The 26146-nt window shown below is 66.5% G+C and carries 23 protein-coding genes, 1 pseudogene and 1 riboswitch; of the genes and pseudogenes, 9 read left to right on the forward strand and 15 right to left on the reverse strand.

Annotation, left to right across the window (positions count from 1 at the left end; all coding sequences use genetic code 11):
* Window positions 1–57 precede the first annotated feature (57 nt).
* On the forward strand, window positions 58–576 hold the full coding sequence (gene secB, locus AC0Z6F_RS11140; RefSeq protein WP_004134674.1) for a protein-export chaperone SecB: 519 nt from the start codon (window positions 58–60) through the stop codon (window positions 574–576).
* A 20-nt stretch (window positions 577–596) separates the two neighbouring features.
* Complete coding sequence (locus AC0Z6F_RS11145) at window positions 597–1622, forward strand: NAD(P)H-dependent glycerol-3-phosphate dehydrogenase (RefSeq protein ID WP_004134677.1); 1026 nt, start codon at window positions 597–599, stop codon at window positions 1620–1622.
* A 139-nt stretch (window positions 1623–1761) separates the two neighbouring features.
* Here AC0Z6F_RS11145 and AC0Z6F_RS11150 read toward each other — a convergent pair whose 3' ends face one another.
* Window positions 1762–2238, reverse strand: a complete 477-nt coding sequence (locus AC0Z6F_RS11150; RefSeq protein WP_012509699.1) for a YybH family protein — start codon at window positions 2236–2238, stop codon at window positions 1762–1764.
* A gap of 116 nt (window positions 2239–2354) precedes the next feature.
* On the opposite strand from AC0Z6F_RS11150, the gene AC0Z6F_RS11155 reads away from it, so the two are divergent.
* Window positions 2355–3020, forward strand: a complete 666-nt coding sequence (locus AC0Z6F_RS11155) for an Ivy family c-type lysozyme inhibitor (protein WP_100435580.1) — start codon at window positions 2355–2357, stop codon at window positions 3018–3020.
* A 36-nt stretch (window positions 3021–3056) separates the two neighbouring features.
* Here the strand turns inward: AC0Z6F_RS11155 and AC0Z6F_RS11160 are convergent, their stop codons facing one another.
* The 5 genes from AC0Z6F_RS11160 to AC0Z6F_RS11180 all read right to left on the reverse strand — a co-directional run bounded on the left by AC0Z6F_RS11160 (window position 3057) and on the right by AC0Z6F_RS11180 (window position 7407).
* Window positions 3057–4439: a HipA domain-containing protein gene (locus tag AC0Z6F_RS11160; RefSeq protein WP_448122438.1), complete on the reverse strand. Its 1383-nt coding sequence runs from the start codon at window positions 4437–4439 to the stop codon at window positions 3057–3059.
* Window positions 4436–4699: a helix-turn-helix domain-containing protein gene (locus AC0Z6F_RS11165; RefSeq protein WP_049398603.1), complete on the reverse strand. Its 264-nt coding sequence runs from the start codon at window positions 4697–4699 to the stop codon at window positions 4436–4438. The genes AC0Z6F_RS11160 and AC0Z6F_RS11165 overlap by 4 nt, the downstream gene beginning before the upstream one ends.
* A gap of 429 nt (window positions 4700–5128) precedes the next feature.
* Window positions 5129–5815 (reverse strand): L,D-transpeptidase family protein, encoded by a 687-nt coding sequence (locus AC0Z6F_RS11170; RefSeq protein WP_485617219.1) that lies wholly within the window; start codon window positions 5813–5815, stop codon window positions 5129–5131.
* Between the two features lie 156 nt (window positions 5816–5971).
* Window positions 5972–6244, reverse strand: a complete 273-nt coding sequence (locus AC0Z6F_RS11175; protein WP_004134736.1) for a hypothetical protein — start codon at window positions 6242–6244, stop codon at window positions 5972–5974.
* 212 nt (window positions 6245–6456) lie between these two features.
* Window positions 6457–7407 carry a DUF2268 domain-containing putative Zn-dependent protease gene (locus tag AC0Z6F_RS11180; RefSeq protein ID WP_032968089.1) on the reverse strand — a complete coding sequence of 317 codons (951 nt, stop codon included), beginning with the start codon at window positions 7405–7407 and terminating at the stop codon, window positions 6457–6459.
* A 206-nt stretch (window positions 7408–7613) separates the two neighbouring features.
* Here AC0Z6F_RS11180 and AC0Z6F_RS11185 point away from each other — a divergent pair, with 206 nt between their 5' ends.
* The 5 genes from AC0Z6F_RS11185 to AC0Z6F_RS11205 all read left to right on the forward strand — a co-directional run bounded on the left by AC0Z6F_RS11185 (window position 7614) and on the right by AC0Z6F_RS11205 (window position 11117).
* Window positions 7614–8189 carry an OmpO family porin gene (locus tag AC0Z6F_RS11185; RefSeq protein WP_004134798.1) on the forward strand — a complete coding sequence of 192 codons (576 nt, stop codon included), beginning with the start codon at window positions 7614–7616 and terminating at the stop codon, window positions 8187–8189.
* 123 nt (window positions 8190–8312) lie between these two features.
* The gene (locus tag AC0Z6F_RS11190) at window positions 8313–9080 is read left to right on the forward strand and encodes a helix-turn-helix transcriptional regulator (protein ID WP_065724090.1); all 768 of its coding nucleotides are present in this window, start codon (window positions 8313–8315) and stop codon (window positions 9078–9080) included.
* A 68-nt stretch (window positions 9081–9148) separates the two neighbouring features.
* Window positions 9149–9517 (forward strand): VOC family protein, encoded by a 369-nt coding sequence (locus tag AC0Z6F_RS11195; RefSeq protein ID WP_004134804.1) that lies wholly within the window; start codon window positions 9149–9151, stop codon window positions 9515–9517.
* Window positions 9518–9640: 123 nt separating this feature from the next.
* On the forward strand, window positions 9641–10615 hold the full coding sequence (locus AC0Z6F_RS11200) for a Dyp-type peroxidase (protein WP_485617220.1): 975 nt from the start codon (window positions 9641–9643) through the stop codon (window positions 10613–10615).
* Between the two features lie 85 nt (window positions 10616–10700).
* Window positions 10701–11117 carry a hypothetical protein gene (locus AC0Z6F_RS11205; protein WP_100470142.1) on the forward strand — a complete coding sequence of 139 codons (417 nt, stop codon included), beginning with the start codon at window positions 10701–10703 and terminating at the stop codon, window positions 11115–11117.
* A 108-nt stretch (window positions 11118–11225) separates the two neighbouring features.
* Here AC0Z6F_RS11205 and pnuC read toward each other — a convergent pair whose 3' ends face one another.
* The 7 genes from pnuC to AC0Z6F_RS11240 form a co-directional block, all read right to left on the reverse strand.
* Window positions 11226–11795 (reverse strand): nicotinamide riboside transporter PnuC, encoded by a 570-nt coding sequence (gene pnuC, locus AC0Z6F_RS11210; RefSeq protein WP_100470171.1) that lies wholly within the window; start codon window positions 11793–11795, stop codon window positions 11226–11228.
* Between the two features lie 8 nt (window positions 11796–11803).
* Window positions 11804–13993 (reverse strand): TonB-dependent receptor, encoded by a 2190-nt coding sequence (locus AC0Z6F_RS11215; protein ID WP_485617221.1) that lies wholly within the window; start codon window positions 13991–13993, stop codon window positions 11804–11806.
* Window positions 13994–14063: 70 nt separating this feature from the next.
* Window positions 14064–14159, reverse strand: a riboswitch (TPP riboswitch).
* A 121-nt stretch (window positions 14160–14280) separates the two neighbouring features.
* Complete coding sequence (locus AC0Z6F_RS11220; protein ID WP_100470140.1) at window positions 14281–15405, reverse strand: phosphotransferase enzyme family protein; 1125 nt, start codon at window positions 15403–15405, stop codon at window positions 14281–14283.
* A 129-nt stretch (window positions 15406–15534) separates the two neighbouring features.
* The gene (locus AC0Z6F_RS11225) at window positions 15535–15942 is read right to left on the reverse strand and encodes a glycine zipper 2TM domain-containing protein (RefSeq protein ID WP_100435567.1); all 408 of its coding nucleotides are present in this window, start codon (window positions 15940–15942) and stop codon (window positions 15535–15537) included.
* 248 nt (window positions 15943–16190) lie between these two features.
* Window positions 16191–18188, reverse strand: coding sequence for an XVIPCD domain-containing protein (locus AC0Z6F_RS11230; protein ID WP_485617222.1), 1998 nt, complete (start codon window positions 18186–18188; stop codon window positions 16191–16193).
* 111 nt (window positions 18189–18299) lie between these two features.
* Entirely contained in the window at window positions 18300–19070 is a 771-nt protein-coding gene (locus tag AC0Z6F_RS11235; protein ID WP_032968111.1) for a hypothetical protein, read from the reverse strand.
* Between the two features lie 379 nt (window positions 19071–19449).
* On the reverse strand, window positions 19450–20088 hold the full coding sequence (locus AC0Z6F_RS11240) for a response regulator (protein ID WP_004135047.1): 639 nt from the start codon (window positions 20086–20088) through the stop codon (window positions 19450–19452).
* A 75-nt stretch (window positions 20089–20163) separates the two neighbouring features.
* On the opposite strand from AC0Z6F_RS11240, the gene AC0Z6F_RS11245 reads away from it, so the two are divergent.
* Window positions 20164–23763 carry an ATP-binding protein gene (locus AC0Z6F_RS11245; protein WP_485617223.1) on the forward strand — a complete coding sequence of 1200 codons (3600 nt, stop codon included), beginning with the start codon at window positions 20164–20166 and terminating at the stop codon, window positions 23761–23763.
* On the opposite strand, the pseudogene AC0Z6F_RS11250 reads toward AC0Z6F_RS11245, so the two are convergent.
* Together AC0Z6F_RS11250 and AC0Z6F_RS11255 are read right to left on the reverse strand one after the other, a co-directional pair.
* Window positions 23757–24171 (reverse strand): annotated as a pseudogene (locus tag AC0Z6F_RS11250) (c-type cytochrome). The gene AC0Z6F_RS11245 and the pseudogene AC0Z6F_RS11250 overlap by 7 nt on opposite strands.
* Window positions 24172–24236: 65 nt before the next feature.
* The gene (locus tag AC0Z6F_RS11255; protein ID WP_012509716.1) at window positions 24237–25913 is read right to left on the reverse strand and encodes an electron transfer flavoprotein-ubiquinone oxidoreductase; all 1677 of its coding nucleotides are present in this window, start codon (window positions 25911–25913) and stop codon (window positions 24237–24239) included.
* Window positions 25914–26146: the final 233 nt, after the last annotated feature.

Raw genomic sequence — 26146 nt, forward strand, 5'->3', positions numbered from 1 at the left:
CCCCCATCGCAGTAGTTCGACCATCGTTTTCATTGCATTCACCTGGAGTTACTGGAAATGTCCGAAGAGACCACCAACGGCGCGGTTGCGCCGGCCGATGCCGCCACCGGCCCCGCTTTCACCGTCGAGAAGATCTACGTCAAGGACGTTTCCTTCGAGTCGCCGAATGCTCCGACCATCTTCAATGACCAGGTGCAGCCGGAACTGCAGCTCAACCTGAACCAGCAGGTGCAGCGCCTGGGCGAGAACGCCTTCGAAGTGGTGCTGGCCGTGACCCTGACCTGCCAGGCCGGTGAGCGCACCGCCTACGTGGCTGAAGTGAAGCAGGCCGGCGTGTTCGGCCTGGTCGGCTTGGACCCGCAGTCGATCGACGTGCTGCTCGGGACCCAGTGCCCGAACATCCTGTTCCCGTACGTGCGCCAGCTGATCAGCGACCTGATCCAGGCCGGTGGCTTCCCGCCGTTCTTCCTGCAGCCGATCAACTTCGAAGGCCTGTACGCAGAAACCCTGCGCCAGCGCCAGGAGCAGGGCGACGCACCGTCGCTGGCTGACTCCGAGCCGGCTGGCAACGCCTGATTCCTGCCGCGACGTCACGGATGAGCACTACCGCTGACAAGATCGCCGTGCTGGGCGCCGGTTCCTGGGGAACCGCGCTGGCCAGCCTGCTCGCACGGCACGGTCACCCGACCGTGCTGTGGGGGCGCGACGCTGCCATGGTCGAGGCCATCGACCAGCGCCACGAGAACCCGCGCTACCTGCCGGGCATCCCGCTGCCGGACAGTCTGCGTGCCACCACCGACCTGGCGTCGGCGGTGGAAGGCGCGGCCTGGATCCTGGTGGTGACCCCTTCGCACGCGTTCGGCGAAACCGTGCGTGCGCTGGCGCCGCTGCGTCCGGCCGGTGCCGGCGTGGCCTGGGCCACCAAGGGCTTCGAACCCGGTTCGGGCCGCTTCCTGCATGAAGTGGCGCGCGAAGTGCTGGGCGAGGACGTGCCGCTGGCCGTCGTCACCGGCCCGTCGTTCGCCAAGGAAGTGACCCAGGGCCTGCCGACTGCGATCACCGTGCATGGCGACGTGCCCGAGTTTGCGCAGACGGTGGCTGAGGCGATGCACGGCCCTGCGTTCCGCGCTTACACCGGCGACGACATGGTCGGTGCCGAGCTGGGTGGCGCGATGAAGAACGTACTGGCCGTGGCCACCGGCGTGGCCGATGGCATGCAGCTGGGCCTCAACGCCCGTGCCGGCCTGATCACGCGCGGCCTCAACGAGATGCTGCGCTTGGCCGCTGCGATCGGCGCCAAGCCGGAAACGCTGATGGGCCTGGCCGGCCTCGGCGATCTGGTGCTGACCTGCACCGGCGACCTGTCGCGCAACCGTCGCCTGGGCCTGGCCCTGGGCCGTGGCCAGACGCTGCAGGATGCCGTGCGCGAAATCGGCCAGGTGGTCGAGTCGGTGCAGACCGCCGACGAAGTGATGCGACAGGCACGCCGTCATGGCATCGACCTGCCGATCTCCGACCGCGTGCGTGCCGTGCTGCACGGCGAGCAGACGCCTGAGGAAGGCCTGCGCGCGCTGCTGGCGCGGGAACAGAAACCGGAATATCCGGACACGCTGTTCAAGTGAATCGAAAAATCCCGGCCACGCGCCGGGTTTTTTTTTCGCGCCGTCCAGGCATGGCGTAGATCTACTCCGGAACCCGCTTCCGGTAGCCGCCAACCTTGGTTGGCGCCCGGTAGCGCCGGGCCATGCCCGGCGGAATCCATCACCGCGCCCGTGGCGGCGCGTTGCCGTTGTCCATGTCCGAGAATATCAACCACGGTCCATCGCCCACGCGCTTCAGCGTCAGCGTGAATTTGCCGGTGTCCCCCATGTTGTTGCCGTAGCGGTAGGCACCAATGATGTAGCCCGTGTTCCCGTCCACCGAGTACGCCAACGCACGCAGCCGCAACGGGCTGCCACCCTGGCCGGAATACGCGGCTTCGATTGCACTGCGCCCACGCACGGGTAGCTGGCTGCTCTGCAGCACAAAGCCATCCTCGGCGAACAGCGCAGCCAGTGCCTTGGCATCACCGCTGCGCCAGGCCTGCTCGTAGTCGCGCAGTACGCGATCCAGTGTCGCGGGCAAGGCCGCATCGGGAAGCGGCTGTGCCGCCTTCGTGCTTTCGGCATCGTGGGCGATTGCCGGAATTGCCAGCAGCAGGGCACTGCAGAAAATCACGGCGAGTCGTGTGCGGCGCATGCGTCCAGGCCCTTGGGATGATAGGAAGTCGACGAACGCATCCTAGCGCGCTGCTGGTTAGAATCACGCAGGCGCCCGCGCGGCGGCATGCACCGCAGATCAGACAAGGACACGGAATGAAGATTCGAATCACAGGGATGGCACTGACGGTCGCACTGCTGGCCGCCTGCGGACAGGCACCAGCGCCGGATGCAGCACCGACCGCACCGGCACCGGCCACCGAAGCACCGGCCGCCACGGCAACGGTGGTCGAGAAGGAACCGTCCATCGAAGACGGCGTGGACCCCTCGGTGTGGGACAACGAAGGCGAACCGGAAGACCCGGGTGCTGGCGGCGAACTCACCTGCGCGGACAATCCGCTGGCGACCCACTTCTTCACCCTGGTCGGCGGCAACACCGTGGACGACTGCGGCCGCAAGGACCCGAAGGTGCTGGCCGCGTTCAACGCCCTGATGAAGAACACGGCGGCGGCCGAATCCGCCGACAAGGACATCCCATCGCTGCGCGAACGCCTGCTGAGCGGGCCCAGCGGGCCCGGCGAGCTGGTGGTGCTGCAGGGCGAGCCATGGTGGTTCTACACCGCCTGCCAGGCCCACGACTGCCCCGGCACCGCATTGGCGATGCTGTACTCGCCCGATCAGTCGAAGATGGTCGGCCGCCTTACCGCGCGCTGCAGAATCTGGTGGCTGGGTGAACCCAGCGACGAGCAGCGCGCGCTGATCGAGCGCGAGCAGCCGGTGGACAAAGCGATGCTGAAGGAAGAAGGCGAGTCCTGCGAGTAATCGGTGGTGACGCCGGATGATGTTCCGGCGGCCGCATCATGCCGGTGAAAGCTGCCTCACCATGTCGGCGATGATCACGTGGACCAGTGTTCTCAGGAAATGCACTTCGCCTTCCAGGGTTGGGCCGATGTCGAAACGGGTCGACCATTGCTGGTTTTCCTGCAGCACCAGCGCGTAAAGCGCCTGGGCTTCGCTCGTGATGCGGTCGATCTGATGGCGCAGCTGCCGGGTGGCAGCCGGCCTTCCCAGGCCCAGCGCTTCACCGGCAGAAACCAGATGCTCGAAACGAAGGTCGTGGAAGCGCGCGACACCGAGAATGGGCCACGACAGTTCCGAGCGTTCTGGCCAACGTGCGCCCTCGTCGGCATACGCGCGGGTCTCGTAACATGCGGTGGACAGCAGGTCGTAGTGGGGGGCCAGTTCGATGCCCCTGCTGTCGACCAGGAAGCTCAGGTTCTTCAGGTGCGCATCGTTGTTGCCGGTGAGTACATTGAAGATCATCCAGTCGAACAGGCGGACGCGCGTCTTGAGCTTGCTTCTGCATTGCTCGACGATGACCTTCAGGGTGTCGATGCTGCCGAGCGTGTACTTGAACTGCCGGTCGAGGTTGAGCAGCTGGCAGGCGTCGATGGCATGACGGCGATGGATGGCATCGGCGGTGATTTCGCGATCAAAGCGCTCGATGATGAAGACCGGCTCCGGTACGTAGCGGCGCTCGATCTTCGGCACCTGCAGCCCCATGCGCTGTGCAAGGCGCATCACGAACCACTCGTTGGCCACGCTGTGGGGATAACTGCTGCTGGTGCTGTCAGGCTTGAGGATGTGGGTCGAGGGCTCGGCGCCCAGAGGTTGGTAGAGTTCTCCCCCTGTCTCGATGATTGCCAGCTTGTGCTGGGCACCTGCCAGTGACATGCGCTTGGCGGCACCCGCCGCAAGCGACGTGCGTGGCAGGCCTTGGATACGCGTGGAGAGTTCCGCATCGGGCAGTGGTTTTCTGCCGCCGGGTGGCAGGCGCTGGCCTGGAGGCAGCAGCGTCAACGAGCCAGCCGATTCCGCGCCATAGGCGGCCAGCAATGCGAACGCGTCCGCGCCATCCACCCTGGCATCGGTTGCCATCAGCGTGCGTTGCTGCTCTTCCGGCAGCAGATTGTCGAAGTACCACTGCACGGGGCGTTGGCTGGAGCCATCGAGGATGGCGGTGTCTTGCAGTGGCAACGCAGGCGCCAGTGGAAACCGATGTGCGCTGCCGAGCCACTCCGGCGCATAGGTGAAGCGCCACAGGTTCGCTGCTTCGGTCAGGCGGCCCACCGGCGCTTCGTCGATGCTGACCTGCAGTTCGCGTGGTGGAAGCGGATAGTGCAGTCCAGACAGGACGGTCGTTGTAATGACGTCCTTGAGATCGATACGGGGGGCGCTCATGGCACCTTCCCGTTGGCACGTTTGGCCAGCAGGGCCATCGCTTCGTCCGGCACGTCGATTTCGACATGCAGCCCCAGCTCGTCAAGCACGGTGAACAACTTGCCCCATTGCACCGTGGTACCGCCGCGTTCGACCTTGGCCAGGAAATTTTCGCTGACCCCGATGCCTTCGGCGGTTGCATCCTGGCGCAGTCCCTGATGCTTGCGGGCGGCTCTCACCAGTGGTCCCAAGGCCTCAGCCTTCTCAAGCCTGATCTTCAATGGGAACTCCCCCAGCAGAGCCTGACGCTCTGGATTCGACCCATCGTCTATACCATATAATCCTCACTGCAGTGAGGATTATTCGCGCAAAACCCAGGATTCCTTAGAATCCTTTCGATCTTAAGGATTTCTTGGCAAAAGAGCTGGATGCAAGAAAATCCTCATTGAAATAAGGATTTATTTGCAAAGGTGTCCAGCCCCCCCAAAATCCTCATGAACTCAAGGATTCTTTGACGTCGTGGGAGCGCGATGCCTCATCCGGTCCATATGGGCAGCGCCACGGGGGTGGGACGTCCGCGATGAGTGGGGTCCAGGTGGGGCCTGCCAGGAGCGTGCCCGGGAACCTCTGCCTGCAGCGCAGGCTCGCAACCTCAACAGGCCTGGCCGCACCCCGGCCACAACCAGCGATGGCCGCAGGCAAAGCGTCTGTTACTTGCTCGCGCGCCGCGCGCCCTTCTCGTCTTCGTCCTTTGCATCGCCCCGGCTGTGCGCGAACTCCGGGAACGTCTTCGCGATCGAATCCTTGTCCGGAAGGATGTAGAACACACCGCCCTTCTCGAACGTGGATTGCACGATCTGCTCGTAGAACGCAGGCGTGACGTTGATGCAGCCGTGCGTAACGCGGTTGTCGTCCGGCGAAGGTGATGCCAGCCGTTGGGCGCGCTTCTCTTTCGGGGTGCCTGGCGGCAGCGGGTGCATCGAAACGGCGGAATCGTAGTCCACCCACAGCACGCGACCGGCATCGTCGGAGGGGCCATAGCCACCAATGAAACGGCCCGCCGGGGTAGTGCGGTCATGGCCTGGAATCGCACTCAGCGCGAGCTTGGCAACGCCGGGTGCGGAGTGATCGCCGATGGCCGAACCGAACAGCGCCGGTGCGGCACCGCGCAGCTTGCCGTCGCCGCTGAAGACCAGCACCTGCGCCGCGGCCTTGTCCATGATCGCGAACGGATAGCCCTGGTTGTCCTTGCTGGCGACCACCCAGCCGGCCAGTTCGATCACCGTCTCGGAGACGCTCTGGTCAGCGGGAAGTTCATCGACTGTGGCCACCGGGGGTGCAGGTGCGTCCTTGTCCCTGGCGTTGGCTACGCCGCTGCACGCAACGGCCAGTGCCATGGCCAATGCGGCATGGAGGGCGCGGCGTGCAGGGGAGGAGGAGGTACGAATGGGACGGCTCCTTGCAATGAAATCTTGGTGGAAGGATGCCAGTGGCCGGCGAAGGCCACTGGTTCCCAATACAGAGGTGGATCAATTCAAACGGTGAGGGAGCGATCAGCCGCGCGGCTTGCGGCCGGCAGGTGCCCTTTCAAGCTGCTGCACGCGACCTTCGATCTGGTCCAGACGCTGGTTGGCCTGCTGCGCCGACTGGTTGGCGGACTCGGCACTCTGGGCGGCGCCCTGCACCTTTACATCGAGCTGGTCGAGACGCGAGTTGATCGTTGCAAACTCGTTCTTGTAAGAGGCGCAAGCGCCAAGGCTCACGGTGGCGATGAGCGCCACGCTGAGTGCACGGGCCATCTTCATGTGTTGCGGGTTGAGCTTCATTCCACTCCCTCCTTCGTCTGGGGAAGCTGGAATATAGCGGCGTTTGTTCCCGGCGCTACCAAGCGCTTTCAGCTGGAATTTGAGTACGTGGATGGGCTGTGAAGGCCTGTAAATCAACGAACCTTAACAAGCGGGATCAAGCGAGCTGATCTGCACCGGCGTATCGCCTTGTGCCTGTTCAATATCACCCATTCACCTGCATGAAGCCTGCATCACAGCATGTGCGTCTGCGTGCTTTCGCCTGCTCCGCACGCAGGTTGCCATCCACTTGCTTCCAGCAGCGCTGCAGCGTTTCCAGGCTGGACAGCCAGCAGTTCGGCGATGGCGTTGGGCGTGTCGGGCGCGCGCGCAACATAGGCATGGGCGATGCGGTAGCCGATCCAGTAGCCCAGATCTCCGCGGCGCGTATCGTCGCCGGGGCCGTTGTACAGCCACCTCGAAAGATCGGTACCCATGCTGTCCTGCAGGAACGCGCGCTCCAGCGCACACTCGCGACCCTGCGCCCAATGCTGCAGATGCGCGTTGGCCGGTTGCCCGGAGATCCGTTCGGCCACGTATTCGGCGCCGCCTTCCAGCAGCGTCTGATAGAGCAGGGTGGGCTGCTCGACATCAACGCGCGCGCCGGGCTGTTGCACGTGCACGTACTCATGGGCGATCAGGTGCACGAAGCGGTCGCTTGCATCGGCCTGCATCCAGTCAGCGTTGCACAGCGCTTCCAGTCCAATGACCACACCTGCTTCGGTGGTAACGCCACCACTGTTGCCGCGGCCCACCAGTACGGTGACCGGGGGAAAGCGCGCAGATGGCAACAAGGCGCCGAGCTGATCGACGGCAGCGGCGACGCGCGTGCGGATCGATGGCAATGCGGTCGCGCAGGCTCTCGCTTTCGCAAACAATGCCGGCTTGTCCTGGATGGCCCTGGCCAGCCGCTCCATCGAGCCGATACGGCTGTCGGTGAAGCTGCGCAGGGCATCCGTACCCGCATCCAGATAGCCGTGCTGCAGATCATCGGCGCTTGGGCGCCCATGGTTGGCGTCCAGCACCTTGAAGAAGCGCGTGACATCGTCTGTCTGTACGACGATGTGCCCGGCAGGACCGACATGCTCAGCCGCCTGTGCCTGCAGCAGCGCGATCGGTGAGGCGATCAGGATCAGTGCCCGCATCAAGCATCGAGCGTGATGCGCGTAAGAAGCCGACAGCAATGCCATGCGGAGTTCCCTGAACGCCAGCCTTATTTATACACCAGTCAGTTCAATATTCAGGGTTGATTAGACCCCCTAACGGATAATTCACACCTGTCGACCGCCTCCTCTCTCTCCCCCTCCCGGGAGGCGGTCGACGAAACCAAAATAATTAAAGGTGTGTCCCGATGAACAAGAATTCGCTGCTTGCCCTGGGTCTTCTGGCTGCTCTGCCGTTCGCTGCATCGGCAACCGATGGCCTGTCGTACAACTACGTTGAAGGCGGCTACGTGAACACCGATGCCAAGGGCGGCGACGCCGATGGCTGGAAGGTGAAGGGTTCCGTTGCGGTGCACCCGAACTTCCACGTCTTTGGCGACTACAGCGCCCAGGAGACCGACAAGTTCAAGAATGACGTCGACCAGTGGCGCCTGGGTGTCGGCTACAACTACGGCATCGCACCGAACACCGACCTGGTGGCTCGCGTTGCCTACCAGAAGTACGACGAGAAGCGCGGCCTGGACTTCAACGGCTACTCCACCGAAGTGGGCGTGCGCACCGCGTTCAACCCGTACGTGGAAGGCTACGTGATGGCCGGCTACGAAGATTTCAGCAAGAAGCACGGCTACAACCCGGACGGCGAGTTCTACGGCCGCGTCGGCGCCACCGCCAAGTTCAACCAGAACTGGGGCCTGAGTGGCGAAGTGAAGCTGGCCAAGGCCGGCGACCGCGAGTGGTTCGTGGGCCCGCGCTTCACCTGGTAACAAACGCCTGTCGTTAGTGCGTGTTGTGCTGGCGTGTGACTCTCTCTCTCTCCCACACGCCAACCGAAGCCCGGCCTCGCGCCGGGCTTCACTTTTATGGGCCCTGTGGCGCCACAATGCGGCATGGGCGACCCTTCCTCCCTCGAAGGTACTGGCACGGCCTACCAGGAGCATCTGGCGCCTGCGCCGCTGCGTGGCCACTTCGGCCAGCTGTGGCAGAGCCAGCTTCCTGCCGGTGCCGATCGGCACATCACCGTATTGCCCGATGGCTGCGTGGACATTCTCTGGCGCGACGGCGCGCTGTTCGTGGTCGGCCCAGATCGTGTGGCCGCACACCCGGCGCTTGCACCCGGTGCGCAGGTGCTGGGGGCACGCTTCCGACCTGGCCAGGCATTGGCCGCGCTTGGCCTGCCCTTGGCCGAGATCATCGGCCAGGCGGTGCCACTGGCCGATCTGAAGGGCGCGTGGGCGAAGAAGGCTGCAGCCTCCATCGGCGATACCGCGCCAGCGCAGCGCCTGCAGCGGATGGCGTCCTGCCTGCAGCGGCATATGGGCGCTGCCGCACTCGACACCCCGGCGCAGCGTGCACATGTCCTGTTCCAGGCGCTCGCCGCGGGTCACGCCACGCTGGATACGCTGGCGGCGCACTTGAGTCTGAGCCCGCGCAGCCTGCGGCGTTTCAGCCAGTCGCAGTTCGGCTACGGCGCCAAGACGCTGGAGCGGATCCTGCGCCTGCAACGCTTTCTTCGCCATAGCCGCGCGCTGCCGCAGCACTCGTTGGCGATGCTGGCCGCTGATGCCGGCTATGCCGACCAGGCCCACCTCAGCCGCGAGGCGCGCGAGCTTGCCAGCATGACCGCACGGCAGCTGCGCCTGGAATGGGGCCGATGATGGCCGTTTTCTTCAAGACCGCCGTGCCGCGCTGACCGAAGCTGGGGCTCCCACCCAGGAGTCACGCCATGAGCCACGCCGCCCCCCCCGATGCCGAACGCCGCATCGACAACATCGAATTCAACGTCGCCGACATCGCCCGCAGCAAACGCTTCTACGGCGAGGTGTTCGGCTGGAATTTCACGGACTACGGCCCGGCCTACACCGAGTTCGACGACGGCCGCCTGAAAGGCGGCTTGGTGTCCGACACACCGGTACGTACGCAGGGCGGCCCACTGGTGATTCTCTACTGCGCGGACCTTGCCGACGCCCAGCAGCGCGTGATCGCCGCCGGTGGCGAGGTGGTGCAGGCGGTGTTCGCCTTCCCCGGTGGCCGTCGCTTCCACTTCCGCGATCTGGATGGCTACGAGCTGGCGGTCTGGAGTGATGTGGATTGAGGTCTTCGTGCCTTCGCCAGTGGACGGAACGAGAACCGCTCCGTCCCCGGTCAGGCGGTTCCGCTATGATCGCCCGCACATCGCTACATGCGATGCGCCCGCCTCAAGCCAGCAGGAACCGCCGTGAACTCCCAGCCCGCACCGATCACCGCCCTCAACCACACGCTCGAAAACGAGCCGCAGCAGATCACCGCGCCGCTCACCCATTCGGCGGCGTTCCTGGTGCTGAAGGTGAAGGATGACGAGGCGTCGATCGCCAAGGCACGCGAGGTGCTGGCCAGCACCGATGACCTGATCAAGAACACCGCCATCCGCGAGATCGAGCGCACCTTCACCTGCAACGTGGCCATTGGTCACCGCGTGTGGCAGCCGCTGGTGGGCGCCACGCCGCCGCGTGAGCTGCAGCCGTTCCGCGAGATCAAAGGCGCTACCCACACGGCAGTGTCCACACCCGGAGACCTGCTGTATCACATCCGCGCACGCACCATGGATCTGATCGTGGCGTTCGAGCGCAACCTGTTGATGGCGTTCGGTGATGCGGTGGAAACGGTCGATGACGTGGCCGGTTTCCGCTACTTCGATGGCCGCGACCTGCTCGACTTCGTCGATGGCACCGCCAACCCGGAAGGGCTGTCGCTTCCGGAAGCCACCATCGTGGGCGATGAAGACCCGGCGCATGCCGGTGGCAGCTATGTGGTGGTGCAGAAGTACCTGCACAACCTCGATGCCTGGCGCGCGCAGAAGACCGAGGCGCAGGAAGCGATCATCGGCCGCACCAAGCACGACAACATCGAACTGGACGATGCGCCGGCCGATGCGCAGAAATCGCACAAGACCCTGTGCACCATCGAAGACGCCGACGGCGAGCATGAGATCCTGCGCGACAACATGCCGTTCGCCAACCCGGGCCGTGGCGAGTACGGCACCTACTTCATCGGCTACACGCGCCGCCTGTGGGTGATCGAGAAGATGCTCGAGCGCATGTTCATCGGCAATCCCGCGCCGCTGCACGACCGCATCCTCGACTTCTCCACCGCCACCACCGGCGTGACCTTCTTCGCGCCCTCGCGCAAGGTGCTGGCCGACCTGGGCGACTGATCGCGCCGGGCAGTGCCGCCCGCCATCTGCCTGTCATCTACCGCGCCGACCATCAGACGTTGGATGGAAGTGCAGGAGGCTGGCGATGACCATGGCAGGAAACAGGACCGGCGTACGCCGCTGGTGGCGGCCGTTGGCCGCACTGTTCGGTGCGCTCGCACTTGGAAGTGCCAGCGTTTCCGCGCAGGAGGCTCCCGCACACTGGATGGCCTATGCCGCCGCCGTGGGCGGCCAGTTGCAGCAGCGGCTGCAGCAGGAGCAGGACCCACAGGCGCAGCGCGTACTGGAATGGCTGCAGGCACATCCGGACGCACCGACGCCGCTGCCGGTGAGCGTGTGGATCGCGGCGGATGGCCGCATCTCGAAACTCGAATTCGATAGCCTGGGTGACGCCCAGGTCGACGCCGACCTGCGCGCGACCCTGCAGGCCGCGCCCTTGCAGGCAGCCCCACCGGCCGACATGCGTCAGCCGCTGCGGCTGGGCCTGCTGCTTACCCAGTAGATTCACGCCATGCGTGGATGCGCCTGGTAGATGTCGACCCTGGTCGGCAGGCGTGCGCCAACCAAGGTTGGCGACTACCGGTAGGCCCCGGCCACGCATGGCGTGGCTCTACTGGGTTGCCACCTGCGGTTCACGCGCGGCCGCGCTCCATGCGCGCAGCCCGAACACGGCCAGGCCGAGGAAGAACACGTACAGCGCGGCGGTCACGTGCAGCGACTTGAACAGGTACGCGCCCACGTAGACCACGTCCACCGCGATCCATATCCACCAGCAGGCCACGTGGCGGCGTGCCTGCCACCACTGGCCGACCAGGCTCAGCGCGGTCAGCATCGCGTCCAGCCACGGCAGCGCGGCATCGGTGAAGGTGTGCATGGCCGCACCCAGCGCCACGCCGCCGCAGAGGCCGATGGCCAGGTCGCGCAGCAGCTTGCCGCGCGCCAGTGGCACGATGCGGACGCTGCCCTCGTCGGCGGCGTGCTGCCGCCAGTTGAGCCAGCCATAGACCAGGAAACCACCGAAGGCGACCTGCAGCAGGGTATCCGAGTACAGCTTGGCCTCGGCGAACACCAGCCCGTACAGCGCCACCGACAGCAGGCCCACCGGCCACGCTACCAGCCGGCGCCGGGCCATCAGCCAGACGCCGAGGATGCTGCACAGCGCGGCGGTCCACTCGAGCATCACGCCGCTCACAGCGCGAACGTCACCGACAGGCGGGCCTGTCGCGGTGCGCCGGGGAACAGGTAGTAGTCACCGCCACTGCTGCCGGTATCGCGCCAGTAGAAGCGGTTGAACACGTTGTCCACCGACAGGTTCCAGGTCACCGCACGCTCGTGCAGGCGATGCTGGAAGCGCAGACCGGCATCGAACACCGAGTAGTCCGGTGCGCGTACACCACCGTCGGCGCGTGCCACGTTGGCACCGGCATAGCGCCAGCCGCCGGTCACATCCAGGCCCTGCACGAACGGGAGCGCATAGGCCACGTGCACGCTGGCGCGCACCTTTGGCACATTCACCAACTGATGGCCTTCATAGGCCGGGGTGCCGGTGTCGCGCGCGCGCGCCTGCAGCACGCTGGCGCTGGCCACGATCTGCAGCGCGCCTGTCAGCTGCCCGTTGGCAGTCAGCTCCAGGCCGGTGTGGGTCTGCGTGCCTTCCTCGACGAAGGTGTAGCCGACGTCGCTGCTGTCCGGCTTGGCGTACTGGTACGGCTGCGAGATGCGGAACACGGCTGCGCCCAGCGTCAGCGCCTCGACCGGCACGTACTTCACGCCCACTTCCAGCTGGCGCGACTGCACCGATGGCAGGAAGGTGTCGGCATTGCTGGTCCAGAACGGCGCTTCCTGGCCCAGCGAGATGCCGCGCACATAGCTGGCATAGGCATTGAGCTGATCGGTGGCCTTCCACACCACGGCGGTCTGCGGCAGGAAACGCGACAGGCGGCTGTGCCGCTGCGGGGTACCACGCTTGTCGTAGGCACGCTCGTCCAGGCGCACGAAGCGGCCGCCGGCCAGCCACTGCCAGTCATCACCGAAGCTCATCCGGTCCAGCGCGAAGAACGCGGTCTGGCGGCTGTCCAGGCGTCGTGCGGAGGGGCCGGGCATCTTCGGCGACGGTTCGAACACCGGCACCTGCGCATCGTGGATGTTGCTGGTGCCGACGTACTCGTTGACGCTCGGGCGCTTGTCCACGGTGCGGCGGAAGTAATCGGCACCGAGGGTCAGCTGGTGGCCGACGCTGCCGGTCTCGAAGCGGCCACGCAGCTCGGCACGGGCCTGCTGGTTGCGGCGGGTGTCGTCCGGGCTGCGGTAGTCGTAGACGTCGTAGTCGCCATTGGGCGCGAAGTAGTTGCCCGGCACGCTGCCATCGGCGCACTGCGTGGCGTAGTAGCAGCCATAGGCGAAGGCGACGTTGTCATCGATCACCGAGCGGCTGTGGCCGACCGAGACGCGCGACTGCCAGGCATCGTTGAAGTCGTAGGTGTGCAACGCGGTGATGTTGGTGCTGGCGATATCCACCGGGCGCTGCCAGGGCTGGTAGCCGAGCAGGAATTCGCGATCCACGCCGTGCGGCAGCTCGCGCGCGCCCAGCAGCTGGTAGCCCGACACCGAGCGCTGCGAACTGGTCTGGTAGTTGGCATCCACTTCCAGCTTGCCGCGTTCGCCGATCAGCCAGTCGGCGGCCAGTGAATAGAAGTTGCGACGGCCATCGGCGTGCTCGACATAGGAATTGCTGGCATCCCATGCGGCATTCAGGCGCAGGCCGAAACGCGGGGTGATCCAGTGGCCGACATCGACGGCGGCGTAGCGCGAGCCTTCCGAATCGGTGCCGAGGGTGACCGTGCGCACTTCGGCCGGTCGCTTGCCGATGTAGTTGATGATGCCGCCGGGTGCCATCACGCCTGCAGCCAGGCCAGCTTCACCCTTGAGGATCTCAACCGACTGCACGTTCTCCAGCGCCAGGCGCTGTTCGCCGGCGATGGACAGGCCGTTGAAGCGGTAGCCGGTGGCGGCGTCCAGCGCGAAGCCACGGATGGCGATGTTCTGGTAGTAGCCGACCGGCGCGTACGCATCGCCCAGCGAGGCATCGTTGCTGGCCAGCTCGGACAGCGAACGCACCTGGCGGCGGTCGAGGTAGTCGCGCTCAAGCACGTTCACCGACGCCGGCGTCTCCTTCCAGGAACCACCACCGAAGGCGTTCACGCGCGAGGCATCGGCCTTCGGCTTGCCGGCCTGCACGCGCACTACCGCCAGTTCGGTCGGCGAGCGTTCGGCACCAGTGGCAGCCGCATCGGGAGATGCATCGGCCTCGCTGGCATGCAGCGGCAGCGCGGCGCAGAGGGCGAGGGAGAGCAGGGTGGGGCGCAGGCAGCGGTTCATTCGGTTCGTCTTCGGACAACAAGGGAGACGAAGCGACGGCGCGCAGGTGCACCGGCCCATGACGGGGGTGTGGCTGCGGCTCAAAGCTCCCTACGCCGGTGCAAACCGGATCAGGTTCCAAGGGACTCTCTCAGCCTGGCAGATCCAGGCACCCCCGCTTCAGGTGACCATTTCACTACAAATGGTACGGATTTGCGAGTGGGTGCTCTTCAGGCTGCGGGGGCAGATCCCTGTCCGCAGGAAAGGGATCTGACCCCGACGGTGACCCGGACGGTGCGCCAACCGGGTCACGCGACTGCGCGCAACGCCTGCAGCAGTGCCTGTCCCGGCGCGCTGTGGAACCACGCCGGGTGCCCCAGCATGAACGGCTGCCAGGCCACATCCGCGTTTGCGGTGGAGCCGGTGATGCCTTCGAAATACTCCACTTCGGATAGTGCGAAGTCGAAATGCACCATCGGCAGCAGGTCGGCCAGCAGCTGCACGCGTGCCGCCGACAGCGGCAGCACCTTGCGGTAGCCGTCGATCAGGGCCAGCGCGATATCGATGCGCACCGCCTCCATGCCGCGCTCCAGTTCCAGCCACGCCACTGCGTTGCGCTCGATCGCGGTGGCGAGGTCGAACAGGGCGCTGGTGGGCGAGGCCAGGCCGAAATCCAGCACGGTGCTGACCTGTCCATCGCGCCACAGCAGGTTGGAGACATGCCAGTCGTTGTGCGCCCATAGTCGCGGTTCGTCGCGCAGGCGCTCGGCCAGGCCGGCATGCCACGGCAGCACGTCGCGCTGCAGCTGCGCTTCCCAGGGAATGCGCGCGAGATAGCGGGCCAGCCCGGGGCGCTCGTGCAGCCCCGCCTTGATGGCCGCGATCGGATCGTCGGCGCGGATGAGATCGTCGCGCGCGACCAGCACATGGGTACTGCGCTGCGCTGCGTGGTAGCTGGCCGCAGCGCGGTGCAGCTGTGCGAGTGCACGCCCGGCTTCGCGGGCCTGCGCGACATCGGTCAGCAGCGACCACGACACGGCATCGCGGTACAGATCTTCGCCGACGCCAACCGCATGCAGCTCGAAGGTCCATTCGCCATGCTCGACGGCGCTGTGGCCATCAGCGGCCGGCAGCACCTGCACCACCGGCACGCCGGCCGCGGCGAGATGGGCGATGAAGCGGTGTTCTTCTTCCAGGCAGGCCGCACTGCGCACACTGTGGTGGTGGCGCTTGATGAACACCGGTCCGCGCGTGCCATTGACGATGGCAGCGGCCGACAGTGGCCGAGGACTGTGCCAGTGCGGGTGGCTGTCCGCATCCAGCTGCGGAAAGCGCTGGCGCAGCCACGCGAGGTCTGCGGCGCTGATCGGCGGCCAGTCGGCAGCAACCTCGTCGTTGTTGAGGCCCTGCACCCGGTGGGAAGAAGAAGTCATGCCGCAGCCCCAGTGGGGAAAGTCACATCCAAGGCTGCGCATTCAACGCCATGGCCGCCCGCAACGCAAACGGGCGGGTCATGGACCCGCCCGTCGTGGCATCGTCATCGGCGGTACCGCCGCGCCGGGTTACCAGCCGCGATGGCGACCGCGGTCGTGGTAATAGCGATTGTCGTAGTTGCGCTCGCGCTGCCAGCGACGGTCGTCGCCACGGTCGTAGTAGCCGCTGCGGTAGTAGCCGCGATCGTAACGGCGATCGTAGCGGTCGTCGTAACGGCGATTGTCGTAGTAACGACGGTCGCGGCGGTCGGAGGTGGTCAGGTTGCCGATCGCGCCGCCGGCCACGGCACCGCCGACAGTGGCAGCGGGATCACCGTTGGAGAGCAGGTTGCCGGCCACGCCACCGACCACGGCGCCGACCAGGGTGCGCTTGTCCTTCCTCGACATCGCGCTGGCATCGCTGACCACGGCGACACCGGCCACCAGTGCCAGGGCCATCGCCAGACCACGGAAGCTGAGTGCGGAAGTACTGAGCATGTTCGGTTCTCCTGTGAGGTGCATGCCACGCTGGGCAGGGAGGGCGCGGGGCGCCCCGGCTGCCGTGGAGACCACGCTGGCGTTCCAACATTGCCGGAACATTGCCTGGTCCACCGTGCGGCTTGCGCATTCATCTAGCGGCAGGCGGCATGAAGCAAGGCTGAAAGCGGCCCCGGCCGCTCAGCTGGCAGATAAGAAAAGGGCCACGCATGGCGTGGCCCTTTCCCGGTCTGCAAGGCGCCGCGGGCCTAGACGCCCATCGCCTTCTGCGCCTGCCGGGCCTGCTCCTGCTGCGTCTCCTGCTGCTGATGCAGCACGTTCGGCGCGCCCTGCACGGCACCGCTGCTGAGCGCCAGGCTCTGCTCGCTGGCGGCACGGGTCTCCACCGCCACGCGGCTGGCGGCGGGGTCGCCGATGGTGCCCTGCACGGCGAACAGGCGCTCACCGTTCGGGCTGGGCACCACCGAGTCGATGCGCTGCAGGCCGGCGGCATGCGCCTCCTTGGTCAAAGCCGCAGCAGCGCTTTCCAGCGTGTGGCGGTCCTTGAAGGTCCCGGCCGGCAGCAGTTCCAGACCCTTGCTGGCCTGGATGAACAACGGATTGCGCGGGTGCCGCTCGTCGTTCAGCAACGGCCGTTCGCGTGCGTCCTTGATTGCCTCCAGGGTCTTCGCTCCGACAATGCCGTCGACCACCAGGCCGTTGTCCTTCTGCAGCTGGCGCACTGCCGCGTCGGTGTTGCGGCCGAAGCGGCCATCTTCGACCAGCGGCTTGCCGTCGGCGCCGACGTAGCCCAGGTGGCCCAGCTGCTCCTGCACCTTGCGCACGCCCTCGCTGTGCGCGCCCTGCTTGTACAGTTCGGCGTGCGGCGTGGCAGCGGCCTTGTGCTCGGCCGCAGGCTTGCCCTGGGTCTGCTCGTGCGACGGGGTGCGGTTTTCCAGCAGGTCGCGGGCCTTGGACAGCGGATCGGAGGCGTACAGCTTCCAGTTCGGGTGGTCCTTCACCTGCTTGAGGTAGTCCTCGACCGGCATGGTGTGCACGCCCTTGCTGCCGGTGGACTGGCTGATCAGCAGCTTGTCGGTGTTGGGGTCGCGCACCACCATCACGATGTGGTCGATGCCGTTCCAGTGCTCATGGCGGGTCCTGGCCGTATCCAGGCCGATGATCATGCCTTCCTTCAGCGCATCGGGCTTCAGGATCGCGTCGCGGTCCAGCAGCACGCCGGACTGGTCGAACGCCTTGCGCACGATCCCACCGGAACCGAGGTTGCCCAGGTCGATGCGATCAGCCTTGCTGAACACCGCGTGCCCGGCCTTCTGGTTGATCTCGTCCATGGTCCGGTTCTGCAGCGTGCCGACCCAGCCGGAACAGTCGATGTAACCCTGCTCCACGTTCTTGCCGGTCTTGCCCGGTACGTACAGCGCGTGGCCCGGGATGTTGATGGCGTACTTGACGTCGTCGTACTTCACGCCGGCCTCGTAGGCGGCCTGCAGTTCAATGCCTGGCTTCGGTGTGGCAGCTGCCGTTGCGGTTGCCGCCAGCGTGGCTGCACCCGCCGCCACGGCTGCGCTGGCCTGTGCAGGCGCTGCCGGGGTCTGGGTCTGGCCCTGGCCCTGCGCCACCGCCTGCGGTTCGATGTTCTTTTCCGGAATGCTGATCGCCGCGTACTTGTGGATGTAGTAGCTGGAGAATGTCCGCGCCAGGTCGCCATCGTTCATGCCGCGCATCTCGGCCAGGGTGTGGCCGGTCAGCGCCTTGGCATCCGAGCCGATCTGGTTCAGTACGTTGCGGCGCATGTTGATTTCTTCGCCATCGCCGTTGCGCACCACGCCGAAGGTGCCGGTGGCGATCGCAGTCTGCACCGAGCCATAGCCGGCGCTGCCCTGCTGGTGGGCCAGGTACAGGTCCAGGCCGGTGGGCGTGTTGCCCCCGGACAGGTACGGATTGCCGGTGCGCTCGTTGCGGCGCGCCATCGACTCCAGGTTGTCCTGGTACATCTGCGCGGCTGCTTCGGTGTTGCGGGTCGGATCGAACTCGTGGCCGGTCAGGTGGTACTGGCGCGCGGAACCGGGCACGAACTGGAACAGGCCCTTGGCACCGGACGAGGTGTTGTGCGCGCGCTCGTTGAAGCTGCCGCCGGTCTCGATGTGCGCGAAGCGCATGAAGTCATCCACGGGGATGCCCTTCTGCCTGGCGACCTGCTCGACGATGTCCAGGACTTCCTTTCTGCTGTAGTCATGCTGTGCCATGACGTTTTCCTCGGGGTTGATGGAGCGGCGGATGCCGCGAATCGCCAACCGGACTCATCCGTGAGTCAAGAACATGTCGGTCAACAGGTAACCCGCGTGTGCGGGTGGGAATCAGCGCGCGAGGTACTGCTGCGTCGCGCTGTCGAAGCGGTAGTGCACGGCGTCGCCGGCACCCAGCGCACGGGTCTTGCCCGGACCTTCGATGGTGGTGCCCTTGAAGCTCACGGTCAGCTGCGGCAGGTCGTTGCCGTCGGCAATGAAGGCCAGCTCACCATCGCTGTCGGTGCACGGCATCACGTTGCCGTCGTCGCAGGCGGCGCTGTTGTCTTCGCCGGTGCGCACCGAACCCACATAGCGCCAGACCTTGCTGTCCACGTCGTCTTCGCTGCGCTTCGGGTTGAACAGCAGCAGGGCGTAGCCGCTGCCGCTGATGCCGCGGTCGAAGCTGCTGGTCGGCACTGCCAGCAGCAGGCGGCCATCGGCCGTGCGATGTTCGAGCGGCTTGCGCCGGGTATCGATGTCGTCGGCCTTGTCGTAGGCGCCGAGCGCGCCGATGGTCCATTCCTGGCCACGGAACTTCCACGGCTTCTTCGCATCGCCGCCGGCCAGCACGAAGGTGGCCTCGGCGAGGTTGGCGCGGTCATCCGGGCCGGCCGGCTGCTGCTCGCCGGGCTTGCCGTAGTGCTCGCGGGTATCCCAGGAGAACCCGGTGTAGTAGGTGGTGCCGTCGAGCGTGAACTGATGGCCGAACCAGAAGGTCGCCACGCTGCCGTTCTGGACCTCATAGGAGGTCGCGCCATCGCCGTCCTGCTGGTAGGTGAAATACATCACGGTCGGCGCGTCGGGCGGGGTGACGGCGGTATCGGGGGAAGTGTTCTGCATCGGGGCAACATCCTGTCGGGGCGCATTGGCAGCCTGCGCGTGCGCGCCGGGCTGGGAGGACGAGGGAGCCGGGTCGGCGGCGCTGCAGGCGGCAGCGGAAAGAGAGACGAGCAGGCACGCCGCGAATGCGCGCAGGGGCGGCAACGGCAGGGTCCAACGTAGTTTTGGGGGGTGATGCATGCGCCTCTCCATGGTCAGCGTTGCCGGGCCAGACGGCCGGCAGGAAACCGCACCCCATCCACCGGGGGACAGGAGCGAGGACATGAGCCGGTCGATTCCTTCGACCTCGCATTGAGAACTCATGCCAGACCATCTTGGCACAGATCGGCGGCCGGTCAAAGAGGGCGGTGGCAGATGCCCTTCTTGTGTGATCTGGCTCTCAGATCTTGCCGTCGCGCAGGTAATCGAACAGCTCGGCGTCGCCCTTCAGGCCCAGTTTGAGCATGGCGTCACCCTTCTGCCGGCTGATGGTGCTGACGCTCTTGTGCAGCTGCAGCGAGATCTCCTTCACCGTCATGCCGGTGCCCAGCAGCCGCAGCACCTCCACCTCGCGCGGCGACAGTGGCTTGCCGTCGCCCTCGCGCATGCGCCAGCTGCCGGCGGCCTCGACCCGCTCGCGCAGGCTGCGGCTGATATAGGGCTGGCCGCGATAGACCGCCTGGATGGCCTGCGGCAGTTCGTCCATCGACGAGCTCTTGTCGACCAGGCCGAGCACGCCGCTGTCGAGCACCATGCGCAGGATCGCCAGGTTGTTGGAGACGCTGAGCATGAGTACCGGCAGGTCGGGATGGCGGCGGCGGATCATGCCGATCATGGCGAAGCCGTCGGCCTGGGGACTGCCCGGCATCGAGTAGTCGGTGACCAGCAGGTCGCAGGGTTGGCTGCCGAGCAGGGTCATCAGCGCCTGCGCGCTGTCGGCTTCGCCGACCACGCGGCCCACCCCGCTCGATTCGATGACGGCACGAGTACCGATACGGACCACCGGGTGGTCGTCTGCGATGATGATGCGCAAGCTCATGCTCTAGTATGGCCACCGGGCACGCCGGACCGCGACCATCGCGGTTCCTGGCAGGATTCTAGGAGATCGACGCCGATGCGTAGCTGGGCTGTTCGCGGGCTGGTCCTGCTGCTGGCCGTGCTGGTGCTGCCTGCCGCACCGGTACAGGCCGTGCCAGGACTGCTGCCGCTCACTCCCCTGCAGCGCGAGTACCTGGCCGCGCATCCAAGCATCGTCGTGGGCCAGTATGACAGCGGCTGGCCGCCGTTCGAGTCCCTCCGTGATGGCCAGCAGGTCGGCCTGGGGCCGGATTATCTGTCGCTTCTCGCCCGTCAGCTGGGCGTGAAGGTCGAGGCACGGCGCTATCCAGACTGGACATCCGTGCTGGATGCGGCATGTCGTGGCGAGATCGATGTAGTGATGAATGTCGGTCTCAGTGCCGACCGCACCCGCTGCATGGTCTACACCGCCGCCTATGGCGAGGCACCGCTGGCCCTGGTGGGACGCCCGGATGACCTGCGTGCCTCCGACATCCCCGACCTGGATGGGCTGCGGGTGGTGATCGAGCAGGACTTCCTGACCGGCCCGCAGGTGCGGGCGCGCTTTCCCCGGGCACGACAGCTTGTCGCAAACAGCTCGCTTACGGCGCTGCAGATGGTCAGAGACGACAAAGCTGACGTTTACATCGGCAATGCCTATGTCGCCACCGAGCTGATCGCCAGCCAGCGCCTGCAGGGCGTGGTGCTGCTGCGCCCCAGTGACCTGCCGCCCGAGCAACTGCACTTCGGCATACCCAACAGCAAGCAGCCACTGGCCGAAGCACTGGATCTGGCTCTGGCTGCGACCAGCCAGGCGCAGCGTGATGCGCTGGTGCAACGCTGGCTGCCGTTGCCACAGTGGTCGGCATCGGCACGGCTGGCGCTGAGTCAGGCCGAGAAGCGGGTGCTGGAGCAGCCGCTGAAGATCGGCTTCGCGCCGAACGCGGCGCCGTTGTCGTTCGCCGACAAGGAAGGCAAGCCCAGTGGCCTGGCCAGCGAGTATCTGCGACGGCTGCTGCAGGCCGGTGCCAATCTTCAGCCGGAGAACAGCCACGACTGGTATGAGGTGCGCGAGAAGGCGCGCCGCGGCGAGCTGCAGGCGGTGATGGGCATTCCTGCCGATTCGCGCTATCTGGGGCCGGACTGGGTGTTCAGCCAGCCCTTCATCAGCGTGCCGAACGTGATCGTCAGCCGCGTCGACAGCCCGGCGCTGCTGGGCCTGTCGGACCTGCAGGGCAAGCGCGTGCTGCTGTCCGATCCCGAGCGCATACGCGGCTACGTGCTGCAGCAGGCCCCCAGCGCACGGATCATCGCCGCGCGCAGTGCCGAGCAGGCGCTGCAGCGTCTTGCCGCTGGTGAAGCCGATGCCTACGTGGGCAACCTGGCACTGGTCGATCACCTGCTGCGCAGCAGCTTCCCGGGGCGCCTGCAGGTGGCCGCCCCGGCCGGCTTCAACGACCAGCTGGTGCTGGCCGTGGAACGCCGCCATGCGGCCCTGGCCACCACCTTCGACCGCCTGCTGCTGCAGATGACGCCGCGCAAGCGTGAAGCGTTGCGTGGCGACTGGCTGGCGGTGGAGTACCGCAATGGCATCGACTGGAGGCACGCGCTGCGCTGGGGCCTGCCACTACTGCTGGTATTGCTGACTGCCCTGCTGGTGCACGGCATCGGGTACTGGCGCCTGCGTCGCGAGGTGGCCGGGCGGCGTCATCTTGAGCAGCGCCTGGCCGAGGTCACCGACAACCTTCCCGCCGTGGTCTACCAGGCACGGCGCGATGCCGATGGCACTCTCGGTTTTCCGTTCATTGCCGGCGACCTGCAGGCGCTGTTCGGCATCACCCGGCAGCAGGCCGAGCAGGACGCGAAACTGCTGCTGGAACGCATCGAGGAGGAGGATCGCGAACGCATCCTGCAGGCGGTCGAGCAGGCCGCACGCCAGTTCGCGCCGCTGATCCTCGAGTTCCGACTGCGTGCCGATGCGGGCGGTGCGCGCTGGGTGCGCAGCCAGGCCCAACCCTATGCGGCAGAGGCAGGGGCGGTGACCTGGAGTGGCTACTGGGTGGACGTCAGCGAGGCACGTGCGCAGGCCGAGGCCCTGACCGCGGCCAAAGCCGAGGCCGAGCAGGCGGCGGAAGCGAAGTCACGCTTCCTGGCCACGATGAGCCATGAGATCCGTACACCGATGAGTGGCGTGCTGGGCATGCTGGAAGTACTGGCGCATTCGCCGCTGGATGCCGAGCAGCAGCGCATCCTCGGCGTGATCGAGGATTCGGCGCAGATGCTGCGGCAGATCCTGGATGACATTCTTGATTACTCGCGGTTGGAGGCCGGTGCGCTGCGCCTGGAGCCGGTACCGCAACCGCTGCGGCCGCTGCTGGAAAGCGTATGCCGGTTGTTGTCGGCGCAGGCCAGTGCACGCGGGCTGGCGTTGCTGGTGGAGATCGATCCACAGCTGGCACCGGCACACGAAGTGGATGGCGTGCGCCTGCGCCAGATCGTGTTCAACCTGCTCAGCAACGCCATCAAGTTCACGGCGCGCGGCGAAGTGCGGCTGCAGCTGGAGGTGCTGGGGCCTACCGCCGAGGATGGCAGCCAGCCGCTGTGCCTGAGCGTGACCGACACCGGCATGGGCATCGCACCGGAGCAGCTGCAGCATCTGTTCGCGCCGTTCACCCAGGCCGGTGCCTACATCCAGCGCGACCATGGTGGCACCGGCCTTGGCCTGAGCATCAGCCAGCGCCTGGTGCAGATGATGGACGGCGAACTGGCCCTGCACAGCACGCTGGGCGAAGGCACCCGCGCCGAAGTGCGGTTGTCGCTGGTGGAGGCCGGCAGCGGTGATGTTGAAGCGCTGGTGGCCGAGCAGGAACAGGCCTCGCTGCTGCCCCCGGCGCTGCGCCAGGCGCGGGTGCTGGTGATCGAGGACCACCCGACCAACCAGGCGATGATGGCCTGGCGCCTGCAGCAGCTGGGCGTGCCGCACGTGATGGTCGGTGATGGCCAGCAGGGGCTGGATCGGCTGTTGTCGGAAAGCTTCGACCTGGTGATCACCGATTGCCGGATGCCGGTGCTCGATGGCTTCGGCTTCACCCGGCTGCTGCGCGAGCGCGAGGGCCGCAATGGCCAGCCGCGCCTGACCGTGCTGGCGCTGACCGCCAGCGTGCTGGACGACGATGCGCGCCGTTGCCGCGAGGCCGGCATGGACGAGGTACTGGCCAAGCCGCTGTCACTGGCCACGTTGCGCGCGGCGCTGCTGCGTTGGTTGCCGCAGGCACAGGGCCAGTCGTTCGAGGCGCCGTTGCCGGAGGCGGTGGCTGGCGCAGGCGATGCGCTGCCGGATCTGTCCACGTTGCAGCAGCGCTTCGGCTCAAGCGCGGTGGCAATCCAGCTGCGCGACAGCCTGCTGCAGGCCAGCGAAGGCGATCTTGCCGCCGTGCAGCGCGCGCTGCAGGCCGGAGATCGAGAGGCGGCCGCGCTGCACCTGCACCGGCAGGCCGGTGGCCTGGGTGCAATAGGCGCGACGGTGCTGGCCGGGCAGGCCAATGCGCTGGTGGAGCGCCTGCAGGATGCGGCCGAGACCGATCCGGCGCCGGTGTTCGCAAGCGTGGCCGAATTCGTGGCGCGGCTGCAGCAGGAACTGCAGCGCCTTGCTCACTGAGGCGACTGCTGCTGCAGGTAGGCGATCACCAGCGCACGGCGTTCGGCACTGGGGAAGGCGTTGTACATGCGCGTACCCGGCACCACGTGGGTGGGCGACTGCAGGAAGGCATCCAGGGTCTGCGCGCTCCAGGTGATGTCGGCGCGGCGCATGCCGTCGGAGTAGCCGTAATCGGGCAGGCTGCCGGCACGGCGACCGATCACTCCATGCAGGTTCGGCCCGAAGCGATGGATGCCGCCGGGTTGTACGGTGTGGCAGCCCGCACACAGTTCAAACGCGCGCTGCATGGCCTGCTGGCGCGCCTGTTCGGGCGTGGCGGGTGCTGACGGCGGGTGCTGACGGCGGGCGCTGACAGGCCGTGGCCGCAAGGGCCACGACGACGGCGATGAGCAGGCAGGCAGCGCGCATGGGCGGGCAGGATAGCGATGCAACGGGGCAGGTGGGCTGCGACACGCAGTCGCAGCCCGTGGCGATCACATGCCTGAGTAGTTCGGGCCGCCGCCCCCCTGCGGGGTCACCCAGACGATGTTCTGGGTGGGGTCCTTGATGTCGCAGGTCTTGCAGTGCACGCAGTTCTGCGCGTTGATCTGCAGGCGCGCGTCGTTGCCCTCGCCGACGAACTCATACACGCCTGCCGGGCAGTAACGCGCTTCCGGGCCGGCGTACTCGGCCAGGTTCACCTTCACCGGGATGCTCGCATCCTTCAGTGTCAGGTGGCTGGGCTGGTCTTCGGCATGGTTGGTGCTGCTCAGGAACACCGAGCTGAGGCGATCGAAGGTCAGCACGCCATCCGGCTTCGGGTAGGCGATGCGGGTGTGCCTGGATGCCGGCTCCAGGCAGGCGTGGTCCGGGATGCTGTGGCGCAGGGTCCACGGCGGGTTGCGCACGCCCAACTTCGGCAGCAGCCACTGCTCGATGCCGGTCATCAGCGTGGCCACGGTCTGGCCCTTCTTGAACCACTGCTTGAAGTTCTTCGACAGCTTCAGCTCGTCATGCAGCCAGCTGGCTTCGAAGGCCTGTGGGTAGGCGCTCAGTTCGTCGTGCTGGCGATCGGCGGCCAGCGCGTCGAAGGCGGCATCGGCGCACAGCATGCCGGTCTTGATCGCGGCGTGGCTGCCCTTGATGCGGCTGACGTTGAGGAAGCCTGCCTCGCAGCCGACCAGCGCGCCACCCGGGAACACCGTCTTCGGCAGCGACATCAGGCCGCCGGCGGTGATCGCGCGCGCGCCGTAGCCGATGCGGGTGCCGCCTTCCAGATGCTTGCGGATGGACGGGTGGGTCTTGAAGCGCTGGAACTCTTCGAACGGGCTCAGCCACGGGTTCTTGTAGTCCAGGCCGACCACGTAGCCGATGGCGACCTTGCCGCCGTCGGCGTGGTACAGGAAGGCACCGCCGTAGGTGTCGCTGTCCAGTGGCCAGCCGGCGGCGTGCACGACCAGGCCCGGCTCATGCTTGGCTGGGTCGATCTGCCACAGCTCCTTGATGCCGATGCCGTAGGCCTGCGGGTCCTTGCCGTCATCCAGCTTGAAACGGCTGATCAGCTGGCGGCCGAGATGACCGCGCGCGCCTTCGGCGAACACGGTGTACTTCGCTTGCAGGGCCATGCCGCGTTCGAAGGCGGGGCCGCGCGTGCCGTCCTTCTCGATGCCCATGTCGCCGGTGGCCACGCCGATGACTGCGCCGTCGTCGCCGTACAGTACCTCGGCGGCAGCGAAGCCGGGGAAGATCGCTACTTCCAGCGCCTCGGCCTGCTGCGCCAGCCAGCGGGTCACTTCACCCAGGCTGATGATGTAGTTGCCTTCGTTGTGGAAGCACTCCGGCAGCAGCGCATTGGGCGTGCTGCGTGCGCCGGTTTCGCTGAGGAACAGGAATTCGTCGCGGGTGACCTTCTGCTTCAGGGGTGCGCCGCGCTCGGCCCAGTCCGGGAACAGTTCGGTCAGCGCGCGCGGGTCCATCACCGCGCCGGACAGCACGTGAGCACCCGGCTCGGAGCCCTTTTCCAGTACGCACACCGACAGCTCGCGACCGGCTTCGATCGCGCGCTGGCGCAGGCGGATCGCGGTGGCCAGGCCGGCGGGGCCGGCGCCGACGATCACCACGTCGAACTCCATTACTTCACGCGGGGGCAGGGCGTTGGCTTCAGCGCTCATCGATTGCATGACTCGTGGGTAGTGCCGGCATCGGGGCCACCGGCGGTTGCCTGGGAATCGCGCGTGCAGCCACGAGCGAAACGGTTGTTTGAATGTGTCAGGGTACCGGGCCGCGCGTGATCGAGCTAGATCGCCGATGTTCACGCCATGATTGTTGCAGTGCAGCGTAATGCGCGTGTCCGGGTAGGTGCCAACCTTGGTTGGCACAGTGTTTCACCGCCCGGACCCGCTTC

This window comes from Stenotrophomonas sp. 1L-E-5-B-C3 (genome assembly GCF_057292075.1).